Origin of the sequence: Paenibacillus sp. FSL H7-0323, assembly GCF_038002725.1 — a bacterium.
Classification (GTDB): Bacteria; Bacillota; Bacilli; order Paenibacillales; family Paenibacillaceae; genus Paenibacillus_AQ; species Paenibacillus_AQ odorifer.
Genome location: NZ_JBBODB010000001.1, coordinates 6,186,421 through 6,198,273, shown reverse-complemented (window position 1 = coordinate 6,198,273; position 11,853 = coordinate 6,186,421). Strand labels below are relative to the sequence as shown.

Sequence of the window (11,853 nt, the reverse complement as noted above, 5' to 3'; positions counted from 1 at the left end):
GAACATCAGACTTCGAGCGATTAGATCATATTTGTGTGCATGAAGCTACTTGATGGGGATGAACATCAAACTTCGAGCGATTAGGTCATTTTTGTGTGCATGAAGCTACTTGATGGGGATGAACATCAAACTTCCAGGGATTAGATCATTTTTGTGTGCAAGAGGCTACTTGACGGGGATGAACATCAAACTTCGAGCGATTAGATCATATTTGCACGGACGTAGCTTCTATCGGACCCAGATGACCTTATTCGCAGAAAAATGCCAATTTCACGATACTATCGGACTCCACCGTCGCTATTGGCACAAAAAGCACCATAGATATGCCTTTTTCTAATGAATAGCTGCACTGGAGTCCGAAACTATGCCCTAATCGCTAAAAACACGCGAATAGCGTCATCTAGGTCCGTAAGGCTCATCCTGTATCAACGAATATGAAAATCCGCTGAAGCAGGTACCCAAAAACAAGATACAGATCAGCGATGTTCCAATGTTTGCGGTATGCGAACGTAGCAGATGGTGTGCAACCGCTAGGTGCAACAGTTAGGTGTGTAGGAGTTAGGTATGCAGTAACTAGGTGTGCATCAGTTAGGTGTGCAGCAACTAGGTGTGCAACAGAAGGATTTGCAGCGGATGGGGTTGCAGTAGCTATCGGACCCAGATGACCTTATTCGCAGAAAAATGCCAATTTCACGATACTATCGGACTCCACCGTCGCTATTGGCACAAAAAGCACCATAGATATGCCTTTTTCTAATGAATAGCTGCACTGGAGTCCGAAACTATGCCCTAATCGCTAAAAACACGCGAATAGCGTCATCTGGGTCCGTAAGGATCAGCGTATACCAACGGACGTGAATAATTAGTTGAAGCAGGCAAACAGCGTCCATAATAGCGCCATCTGAGTCCGTAAGCTAAGGCGTCCATAATAGCATCATCTGGGTCGGTAAGCTAAGGCGTCCATAATAGCGCCATCTGGGTCCGTAAGCTAAGGCGTCCATTGATCATGAATAATGCCGACTAATGCATGGTCTTCTCCGATCTTTTCGAAGACTAGACGCAGGCTGCGCCAATCCATACCCTCGACAGAAGGATCGATACCAGCAATATGATATTCAACGAAATCATATTGCTCCTTAGGATACACTTCGTTTAAGTTATTGATCGTCGTCCCTTGCCCAAGCCCCTTGTTCACAGCAATTTCGGCCTTCTGAATGAAGTCCGCATCATAAACAAACCGCTTGTAGTAATCTGCGAATGTCAGCTCGATTAAATCACCGGAGCCAGCAAATGTTCGCCAGACTCTTTTGGTAGAGTCATTCATTAATCCTTCTACTTCCTCCCGGGTGAATACAAGATCATTTTTTGTATCCACGTATGCATATGGAGAGAAACGTAGCCCTTTATCCCGATGTACCCATGCCGCTAATTGCTTCATATCCTTGTTTTTAATTGACCTTATAACCGTCGTCGCTGCTTCCTCAACTGATGGCGGTAATCCCTCTAGATCCTGCGGCTGCCCCGTACTTGATGTCTCAGTCTCCTGTGGTGATTCCGTAGTAGCCGCTGACTGTGCAGTTTGTGTCTGCTTTTGCGACTGCTCTGGCGTCTGCTTTTCCGTCTGCTCTGGCGTCTGCTTTTCCGTCTGCTCTGGTGCCTGCTCGGGTATCGGCTTTTGCGTCTGCACTGGCGTCTGCTCTTGTGAATGCTCTGGCGTCTGCTCCGGCTCCGTCCCTGCTTCTGGCGTTCCGCTACATGCTGTAAGCCATAACATTGCTGCTATCAGCGCCAGCCCACCGATTTTTTTTGCGAAGTACATAAGATCCCTCCTTAGCTTCCATCCTTCACTCTTTAGACTGATTTGAACAAATGAAGGTTGCAAGCTTATACTAAAACTATCAATCATACAACTCTTATGAGAGGGCGGGGTTATCATTCATTTAACAGAAAAACTTAAAAGCCTTCCCCTAACTCCCGGCGTTTATCTCATGAAGGATAATCTCGGTCATATTATATATGTTGGCAAGGCAAAACAGTTAAAACGGAGAGTCCAATCCTATTTTCAAAACTCAAAATCTCATTCCCCAAAGGTTAAGCAGCTTGTAAGAAATATTAAAGATCTGGAAATCATCCTTACGGATACAGAATTCGAAGCCTTTATGCTGGAATGCAAATTAATTAAAGAGATCAAACCCATGTACAATAAAAAAATGAAAAATCCGCAGGCTTATACCTATATCGTAATAGGAGCGAATGAAAAAATACGTTCGTTAGAGATCACCTATGATCCTGCGGTCAAAGAAGGCACTCAGGTTTTGGGTCCCTATACAAGCAGAAGCACGGTGGAACGGGCAGTGCAAGGCATTAAAGAAAGCTCAAAAATCCTTTGCAGCAACCCTAGCTTTAAAAATTCCCTATGCCTAAACCATTCGCTTGGCCTATGCATTGGGATGTGTGCAGGCGGAGATGCCGCTGTTCAATATAATAAAATTATTGATCAGGTCATTGGCTTACTAAACGGCTCAGATTCCAGCATCCTCGAGGAAATGGAGCAACGGATGGCAGTGGCCGCGGAGCACTATGACTTCGAAACCGCCGCCAAATACAGGGATTATATTGGAGCTGTCAGCTTCCTGATTCACAAAGAGAAGGTCATCGAATTTGCTCAAGAGAATCAGAATATTGCAGTTCTTGAGGCCATGAATGAACAGACGCTTAAACTCATTCTGCTCAAGGGCAACCGTATCCTGTCCCATACCAAGCTACAATATGATCAACCGGATATCACCCACCTGCAAGCGGCAATAAAGTCAGCGATTATGACCACTTTTCACAGTGAACCCAATCAGACCCCGGCAGCGATCGGCCGCCATGAAATTGACGAAGCACAAATAATATACAGCTATTTAAAAAGCAGCTCCTGCAGCTACATCATCATTCAAGAGGATTGGCTTGCAGCTGAGCAACGTTCCAATATAGAGACTTCGGTAAATGAGCTATTGCAGATTTTTTTAAATGCGGTTCCTTCTCATTCCTATAATTAAAAAGATTTCGTAACTGCGGTAAATGTTTGGACTTCCGGTTGATTATATTAAACGGCGGCCTGCCTTTGCAGGCTGCATTTTTCGGTTTTGCTTCTTCAACAATCTTTTATAGCGTTTTTGAGTGTAAAGCACCTCACCCGCCTCCATTACCGTTTCCTTCGCCTCATTAACAACCAGCTTAGTTTCCTCCACACATTCCTTCATACGATTGATCTCCGATTTGAATCCCTCAGATCTGTCCTTCGCCTGCTCCAACGTGATCTGAATGTTTCCCTTCATCTCATCTATAGGTTCTTTCAACCCCTCTACTGATTGCTTAACTCCGTCAAGGGATTGCTTCAGGCCATTCACACTATTTTTTAATTCTTTCAATGGATTTCCCACATCTATCTCCTCCTAGTAATAAGCCATTAGTTCAACTGTTACTCTAAACTTACCCAAAGAGTGCACGTCCTTCACTTCTATAATGACAAAAAGGGTTCCAGCTGAAAATAATCAACAAGAAGCCAGTCCCCAATAATGGAGACTGGCTTCTTGTTGTCGTTCTTTGAGGATCACTGCGATCTGTCTACTTTACGCTTCCCGCCTCAACACGCGGCGGACGCATCGTCAAGCTGACCCGGCCCTTCTTCAGGTCAACCCCCATCACCCAGACGGTGACATTGTCTCCTACGGAGACAACGTCCATCGGGTGCTTCACAAAGCTGCCGCTGAGCTGGGAAATATGCACCAGCCCATCGTTTTTGATGCCGATATCGACGAATGCGCCGAAATCGATAACATTGCGGACGGTTCCCTGCATTTCCATGCCAGGAACCAGGTCCTCGATCTTCAGCACATCGGTGCGGAAGATCGGCAGCGGCAGCTCCTCGCGCGGATCGCGGCCCGGACGCTGCAAGCTCTCCAGGATGTCACGCAGCGTAGGTACGCCAACATCCAGCTTCACAGCCAGCTCCTCGGCATTTTGCACCTCAAGCTGTGAGGCCACTTCTTTGCTGCCAAGCTTATTCACATCGAGGCTTAGCTCACGGAACAAACGATCCACCACCGGATAGGACTCGGGGTGAATAGGCGTGCGGTCCAAGGTGTTGTCTCCACCTGGAATCCGCAGGAAGCCGATACATTGCTCATAGGACTTGGCACCTAGACGAGGTACCTTTTGCAGCTGCTTCCGAGTCGTGAACTTGCCGTTCTCTTCCCGGAATTTAACGATATTCTTAGCAATTGTTCCATTAACTCCTGCCACATAAGAAAGCAAGGCAGGAGATGCCGTGTTCACATCCACGCCAACATGGTTTACCGCTGATTCCACGACGGCTTTAAGACTCTCCTCCAGATGCTTTTGGGAGACGTCATGCTGGTACTGTCCCACACCAATAGCTTTCGGATCGATTTTCACCAGCTCCGCCAGCGGGTCTTGCACACGACGGGCGATAGAAGCCGCGCTGCGCTCCGCTACATCCAGATCCGGGAATTCCTCCTGCGCCAGCTTGGAAGCCGAATAGACACTCGCTCCCGCTTCATTAACGATCAGGTACGCCAGCTCTGGATTGCCAATCTCGGCAATCACTTCTGCTGTAAACTGCTCCGTTTCACGCGAGCCTGTACCATTGCCGATTACGATGAGCTGAATGCCGTACTTAGCAATCAACTCTTTAAACTTAGCAGCAGCTTCGAGCTTCTTGTTGTTCGGCGGCGTCGGATAGGTCACAGCTACCTCTAGCAGCTTACCTGTATCGTCTACAACAGCCAGCTTACAGCCAGTACGGTATGCAGGGTCAACACCCAGCACACAACGTCCCTTTACTGGCGGTTGCAGCAGCAGGCTACGTAGATTGCCAGAGAAGATCGAAATCGCCTGGTTCTCCCCACGTTCGGTCATCTCTCCACGAACTTCACGCTCTACAGAAGGAGCAATCAAACGTTTGTAGGCATCCTCAGTCACTGCTTCCAGCAGTTCCTTCACCGGGGATGGCCCTTTAATGATCTTCCGTGCGATATAGGCATGAATTTTATCAGTGACGACCTCAATGCCTACCTTTAATATATTTTCACGCTCACCACGGTTAATTGCTAGGATGCGGTGAGGTGGCATTTTGTGTACAGGTTCACGGTAACTATAGTAATTTTCGTATACAGATTCTTGTTCTGCATCCTTTGCTTCAGACACAAGAATACCTTGACTTGCTGTATACTGGCGAACCCAAGAGCGGATCGCAGGATCATCTGCTATGTTCTCGGCAATGATATCCAGTGCGCCTTGCAGCGCTTGGTCTGCGCTCTCTACTCCCTTTTCCACATCAATATATTTCGATGCTTCAGTCTGTGGATCCCCTTGTCTTTGCTGCTCCAAGATCCAGTTAGCAAGCGGCACAAGTCCTTTTTCCTTCGCAACACTAGCCCGCGTCTTACGCTTTTGCTTGAAGGGACGATACAAGTCCTCTACTTCCTGAAGCTTGACCGCATTGATAATTTGCTCATGAAGCTCTTTGGTCAGCTTACCCTGCTCTTCAATATTGCGTATAACGTCTTTTTTACGTTCGCCTAGATTGCGAAGATAACCCAGCCGTTCTTCAATATCACGAAGCGCATTCTCGTCCAGCTCACCCGTCATTTCCTTCCGATATCTGGCGATGAACGGAATGGTATTTCCCTCATCCAGCAGTCCTACCGTAGTGCGTACCTGTTTCAGACTAATGTTCAATTCCTTGGCAATCGCTACGGTTATCAATTCCTGCTCCCGCTGTGCGTTTGCCTCATCCGTAATGACTTCCGTATTGCTGTTATCTACCGCCATTAGTATCCCTCTTCCCGTACACAATCTGCTTATACATATCTTGATCTCATAATTAAAATAGTATCACAGATTCGGCTCTGCACCAAAGACCAGCCCGAATAGCGCGCTTTGTACTGAACCGCTGTGCGATAAAGCGAGGCATGGTAGAGTCGTCAGAGCCCGGATTCGGCGATTACGCCCGCTGTCCCATTCCCCGTTTTCCGGAACTCAGTGACAATACAAAACACAAAGCCAGAACGAGCGCGGCTGCCCCATATGGGAAGTTAATACTAAGATCAAACAAATAACCTGCGACGATAGGCCCAGCAATATTTCCGAGACTTGTATAAGCTGAGTTCATTCCCGCTACGAAACCTTGCTGCGATTCTCCGGCCATTTTGGAAAGCTGTGTGCCTACTGCTGGACGCAGAATATCCATTGCAAAGAACACAATAAAGGTAACCGTAATAATCGCCCAAAAGCCGCTTACAAACAAGGTCAGCAGAATAAACAATGATGAGACTATAAGACAAGTGGAGATCACCTTGTTCTCCCCGAATTTATTCAAGATCCAGCCAAACGCGGACACCTGCACCACCGCACCTGCGATAGAACCAAAGGTAATTACAAAAGCGATATCCTTAGGCGTAAAGCCAAATTTATGGTCCACGAACAATCCGAACACCGTTTCATAATTAGCCAGCCCAAAAGCCATAACAAATACAATAATTAAGCCGAAAAAATACGGTTCGCGATAAGAACGCATCAGCTGCGTCAAGAAGCTTTCCTGATTATTTTTTGATAACGTCGCTTCCTTACGTTTCTCTTCAGATAGAGACTCAGGCAAAATTAAAACTGTAATTAGAGCTGCAACTCCAGCTGCCCCAGCCGCACAGAAAAAGGGTACCCGCATTCCAAGCTCAGCAAGATAACCGCCAATCCCAGGACCAATAATAAAGCCGGTGGTAATGGCTGCATTAATTAGCCCCATTCCTTTAGCTCTCTCTTCAAAAGAAGTCGTGTCCGCTACATAAGCCATAACTGCCGGCATAATTAAAGCAGCTCCTGCACCACCAAGCAATCTCGAAACGAACAAGAGCCAGGGTACATTGGCCAGACCAAAAATCAGCTCCGATATCGCAAACACGATCAAACCTGCTACAATCACCTTTTTTCTACCGATTCTGTCGGATAATCTGCCGGCAAATGGCGATATTAATAATTGGGCAAGCGAGAAGGAGGCGACCAAGAGACCGACAGTACTTCCGCTGATCCCAAGCTCATTCATGTAGGTTGGCATTATTGGGACTACTAGCCCAATTCCAGTAAAAGCCAGAAAAATATTAAGCATAACAAGCAGCATAGCGCCTCTGTTTCTAAGTAACAATGACATTGTATTAACCCTCCGTGTGTTTAAAGCCAAAACTTCGAATATTATGCATGTTAAGACCGACCATCCGGTCTAAATAATAGTAAAAAAATAACCCTTCCTATTCCGGTGCCTTTGAGAAGCTTCAGCCTTCATGTTCCTGAATGTAAAGCTTCTTTTCATGCCCCTCGTTATCTTACCCCGTACGGATCCCTTGTAATAATAAATTTACTGCTTCCCGGTAATATTTTTTTATATCCTCCTGGGTCTTCTCATGAATCGAGAATTCAGAAACTCTTCCAATCCCTTCAAGCATGCCACTCACGATGATTACATAGTTCTCTAAGTCGCCCTTTACCAAATATCCCGTTTCAATACCTTCCTTCAAAAGATCACGACAAGCATGTGAGGCTGCTTCATAAAGAAGTGAAAGCCGCTTGCTAATCTCTTCCGGGTGGCATCTGCTTCTGGAGAATTCCTCGAGCGCATGAATCAATGGATTCTGAAAATCATTTGCGTAGTGTTCGGCTAACGCATAAAATCGTTCTTCGATCCCTACAATTTCCTGTTTCTTATCATCCCACGCTTGCAGCCACTCTAACGTATCCACTTCCACTACAAATAGAAAAAGCTCATCCTTGCTCGGAAAATGGTGATACAGACTGCCTTTACTGACATTCGAGGCTACACAAACTTCATTCATAGTTACGGCAGCATAACCCTTCTGTACAAACAGCTGCGTGGCCTTGCGCACAATTCTTTTTTTAGTTTCTTCTCCGTCTGAGCGTCCTTTGATTCTAAGCACCTCCTAAACCGACCGTACGGTCTAATAATATCAGATCATTTTCAAAAAGTGAAGACCTAACGATTCTTTATTTACTATACGCAAAAACGCACATTAAAAGACGCCCGGATTCGTACCCGAGCGCCAATCTCATGAGTTATCTATAACCTAGGGTGATTAAAAATCAATCAGACCAAGGCTGATTTGCAGCGATTCATCCACCTTTTTCATCGTTTCATCATCAAGGTGGGTGATCTTGTCAGTTAAGCGTTGTTTGTCAATCGTCCTAACCTGTTCCAGCAAAATAACAGAATCTCTGTCAAAGCCATGAGCAGCTGCGTCAATTTCCACATGTGTAGGTAACTTAGCCTTCTGGATTTGGGCTGTGATTGCAGCCACAATTACCGTCGGGCTAAAGCGATTGCCAATATCGTTCTGGATGACCAGAACTGGCCTTACTCCGCCTTGTTCAGAACCTACAACCGGCGAAAGATCAGCAAAAAAAACATCGCCACGTTTAACGATCAATGTCTACACCCCGCTTACTAAGCGGCCAAGAGTGCTGTCTGCATCTTCCTCCGCGAGGAAAGCCTCGCATGCCATGGTCAAGTTGATCTTAGCCATTTCCATGTAGCCGCGCTGCATGGACTCCCGGATGGAACGTTTCCTCCGTTCGCTCAAGTACAGCTTCATGGCCTGCCTAATCAATTCACTCCGGTTGGAATTCTCCAATTGAACAATTCCGTCCACTTCCTGCAAGAGATGATCGGGCAAGCTGATCATGATTCTTTTGGTGTTCTGCAAATTAGCCACCTTCTCTTCCACCCCCACAAACCTTCTGCCCTTGTGTTCCAGTGTTACAATATACAAGGAATTTTATACAAGGAATATATGCCGCCAGTATATCAAGTATGCTGCATCCCATTATAAACTAGAAATGGTGGTTCGTATAGGCTTTTAGTCACATCTCCTAATACGATACAATTCCTTCTATTTTCTCCCTTGTATAACATCACTGTCAAGAACTTTCAGTTTGTGAGCAGAGCATTTACTAATTTAGGAAGTGTGCCTTCACTTATATAAACGCGGGGCACCCGATGAGCCAACATGCAGATAACCTCGTAGTGAATTGTTCCAAGCTGGAGAGCCAACTCGTCTGCCGTGATCATCACGTCAGCTTGACGGCCGATGAGAACAACTTCTTCGCCTGCTTTAATTTGTTCCGCTTCTGCAGCGAAAGATTTGAGTGATACCATACACTGATCCATGCAGATTGTTCCGACGACAGGAACGCGGCGTCCACGTATTAGCACCTCCGCTTTGCCAGTTAGCATGCGGGAATATCCATCTGCGTACCCCACAGGTAGCGTTGCAATAATCTCCTCGCTCTCTGTGATGTACCTAGTGCCGTAACTGACGCCCCAATCGGCAGGCAGGCTTTTGACATATACAACCTGCGTCTTCAGCGTCAATACCGGACGTAGTTCTACCAGTTGACGGTTCACCTCTGTGGAGGGATAAAATCCGTACAAGCTGATGCCTACACGCACCATGTTGCTGGATAAATAAGGTGAATCAATGGCCGTAGCGCTATTGCCCGTATGTATGATCGGGATCTGAATGTTCTGCTCCCGCAGCGTTTCCGCCACGCTCATGAACCGTCGATGCTGTTCCAGTGTATAGCTTTTGTCTTGTTCGTCTGCCTTGGCAAAATGGGTAAACATACCCTCCAGCTCCGCCTGCGCAACAGACTGCACTTCAGAGATAAATGCAGGTGCGTCAGCTGGTAAAAGACCCAGTCGTCCCATCCCGCTATCAATCTTGATATGCACCTTCAGCCGATGTTCCGGATCTATAGGAAGCTGTCTTATAGCCTCCAATACCTCCGGTGTGAACAGTGTTACAGTTACATGGTTCTCCCAGGCAACGGCTATTCCTTCTGGGGAAGTGTAGCCAAGCACCAGTATAGGAATCAGTATTCCCGCCTGACGCAGCTCCAATGCTTCATCCAAAAAAGCCACACTAACATAATCTGCTCCGAGTCTTTCCAGCTCCCGTGTCACTTCCACTGCTCCATGGCCGTACGCATTTCCTTTGACGCATCCCATAAACTTTGTCTCTGCCGGCAAGTAGCGGCGAAAGGCTTCGTAATTGGCACGCAAATCATCCAGATTAATTTCGGCTACTGTCGGTCGATAGCTTGCTTGCACTTCAAGTCACCTTCTTACGTTGTAGTAAAACGTCATTGCTGCATTGCATTAATCATTGTCTTAGTACCAATGGTAATGCTACAGAAGGTGGCTGTCAATGTGTGCTGGAGCCCCGGCAAATAAAGAAAAGCGGATACTACGTTGTAGAGGAAAGAATCCCACAAAACGCAGTATCCGCCTACTTTTTATTATTTACCCGATTGTGCCTCCATAGAAGCGGCAATTTGCATCATTTCATTAGCAGGAAGATTGGCACTTGTAATTCGGTACTCTACTCCCTCAGACATCCAAGTCAATGTCTGCTGCTCATCCCCACTCAGAACTCCCCATGTAAAACCAAGGTCTTTCAGGGTTCCAGGCGCCAGTGCTACCGCACGGTCCAGTGGACGGGATTCCATAATAGTGTACTGATAAATCCCATCATATCGGATGAGAACAGCATGGTCTTTGTTGCCCTCCAATTTATGCGAGTCCTTAAACTCGACACCAGCTGGAATATAATCAGGTTCAATGATCCCAAAGTCTCCAAGCTCTGCAGCCACTGGTTGCTCAGCCGGTTCTTGGCCTTCAGGAGCTGTAATTGGATTACCATTCTCATCAACCTCAGCTACTGTGCTCTCTGCGGACTTACCCGAGGCCATGTTCTTTTCCATATCAAAAGAATCCTTGGTGAAATCCGTATCGAATTTGAAGGTGTCAAACTTCACGTTTACAACTACCTTCGCTTCAGAATCCGAGACTTGAACCTGTTTAGGTTCATAAGTCTTTTTATCAAGCCAAATCTTTTGCCGTACAAGGGCATTGCTTTGATAATTCGCGGCTACCTCGAACACATAGTTATCCCCATCTTCCACAAATTGGCGATTATTATCCGAAACTATGCCACGAACCAACGTCTGATACAGATAGACCTGACCTTGATCATCCGGCCAATCGCTTTGGAAGCGGAAGCTCTTATTCATACTTGGTGTGAGTACGAATACTCCCTCATCATTACGAAGTACGATCTGCGTAATATCCTTCTGAACATTTGCCAAGCTGATCCGGTAGTAGGAAGGATTCTTGTACCATACCTCTACCTTATACTCCTGCGGCTGTTCCCCGGTATACAGGGTCATTGTGCCAGAACCTTGGTACGTTCCCTGCTTACTTTCCAACTTGTCAGCCACATTGTTCAAATCCTTGACTACGGAAGCGGCATCCTTCTTCCCGCACCCCGTCATCACCAGGGCCACGCTCATAATGATCGCGAGTACCCATGTTATCCGGCGCATGACATCATCCCCTTAACCTGTTTTGAATGCATTGATTAGTACATGTCTATGAGGGACTTGGCCGCAATATGCAGACGGGCATGACAAGCGTGCAGCATTGATTTATTTTATGGGCTCCAACAAGCCAAAAAGCCCGCGCACAGCGCTGGCTCTATACTTCATCAGAAGTTGCAATATCATTATGTAGGGTGTTTTAACCATTCTCTTCAATTCTCGTTATCACTATGTACTGCTTTATTGTACTGATTAATTAATTCATCTAATCTCATGGACTGTCTGATCACATTTGGATGCGAAAGCCCTCCATGTTGCCTCTCCATCAAATAAAGTTTGTTTCTAGCACCCTCTATTCTCTTTTGGATAATTTCCTGATCATTCATTAACACTACCTCCCTA

The 11,853-nt window shown here is 46.4% G+C and carries 11 protein-coding genes; 1 reads left to right on the top strand and 10 read right to left on the bottom strand.

What is annotated here, in order from left to right; translation table 11 throughout:
* Positions 1–988: 988 nt before the first annotated feature.
* On the bottom strand, positions 989–1,819 hold the full coding sequence (locus MHH89_RS27635; RefSeq protein WP_341088606.1) for a hypothetical protein: 831 nt from the start codon (positions 1,817–1,819) through the stop codon (positions 989–991).
* A gap of 169 nt (positions 1,820–1,988) precedes the next feature.
* Here MHH89_RS27635 and MHH89_RS27630 point away from each other — a divergent pair, with 169 nt between their 5' ends.
* Positions 1,989–3,044, top strand: a complete 1,056-nt coding sequence (locus MHH89_RS27630; RefSeq protein ID WP_341088605.1) for a GIY-YIG nuclease family protein — start codon at positions 1,989–1,991, stop codon at positions 3,042–3,044.
* Between the two features lie 42 nt (positions 3,045–3,086).
* Here the strand turns inward: MHH89_RS27630 and MHH89_RS27625 are convergent, their stop codons facing one another.
* The 9 genes from MHH89_RS27625 to MHH89_RS27585 all read right to left on the bottom strand — a co-directional run bounded on the left by MHH89_RS27625 (position 3,087) and on the right by MHH89_RS27585 (position 11,837).
* Positions 3,087–3,428, bottom strand: coding sequence for a hypothetical protein (locus tag MHH89_RS27625; protein ID WP_076219274.1), 342 nt, complete (start codon positions 3,426–3,428; stop codon positions 3,087–3,089).
* Positions 3,429–3,612: 184 nt separating this feature from the next.
* Positions 3,613–5,841, bottom strand: coding sequence for a Tex family protein (locus tag MHH89_RS27620; RefSeq protein WP_341088604.1), 2,229 nt, complete (start codon positions 5,839–5,841; stop codon positions 3,613–3,615).
* Positions 5,842–6,013: 172 nt separating this feature from the next.
* On the bottom strand, positions 6,014–7,213 hold the full coding sequence (locus MHH89_RS27615) for an MFS transporter (protein ID WP_076100052.1): 1,200 nt from the start codon (positions 7,211–7,213) through the stop codon (positions 6,014–6,016).
* Positions 7,214–7,385: 172 nt separating this feature from the next.
* On the bottom strand, positions 7,386–7,994 hold the full coding sequence (locus MHH89_RS27610) for a TetR/AcrR family transcriptional regulator (protein ID WP_081383506.1): 609 nt from the start codon (positions 7,992–7,994) through the stop codon (positions 7,386–7,388).
* Positions 7,995–8,150: 156 nt separating this feature from the next.
* Complete coding sequence (locus tag MHH89_RS27605) at positions 8,151–8,501, bottom strand: type II toxin-antitoxin system PemK/MazF family toxin (RefSeq protein WP_036686777.1); 351 nt, start codon at positions 8,499–8,501, stop codon at positions 8,151–8,153.
* 3 nt (positions 8,502–8,504) lie between these two features.
* Entirely contained in the window at positions 8,505–8,786 is a 282-nt protein-coding gene (locus MHH89_RS27600) for a CopG family ribbon-helix-helix protein (RefSeq protein WP_025698676.1), read from the bottom strand.
* A gap of 215 nt (positions 8,787–9,001) precedes the next feature.
* Positions 9,002–10,183 carry an alanine racemase gene (gene alr, locus MHH89_RS27595; RefSeq protein WP_036686775.1) on the bottom strand — a complete coding sequence of 394 codons (1,182 nt, stop codon included), beginning with the start codon at positions 10,181–10,183 and terminating at the stop codon, positions 9,002–9,004.
* Positions 10,184–10,371: 188 nt separating this feature from the next.
* Positions 10,372–11,457 (bottom strand): LolA family protein, encoded by a 1,086-nt coding sequence (locus tag MHH89_RS27590; RefSeq protein ID WP_076129533.1) that lies wholly within the window; start codon positions 11,455–11,457, stop codon positions 10,372–10,374.
* 206 nt (positions 11,458–11,663) lie between these two features.
* Positions 11,664–11,837, bottom strand: coding sequence for an aspartyl-phosphate phosphatase Spo0E family protein (locus MHH89_RS27585; RefSeq protein ID WP_076129534.1), 174 nt, complete (start codon positions 11,835–11,837; stop codon positions 11,664–11,666).
* Between the last annotated feature and the right edge of the window lie 16 nt (positions 11,838–11,853).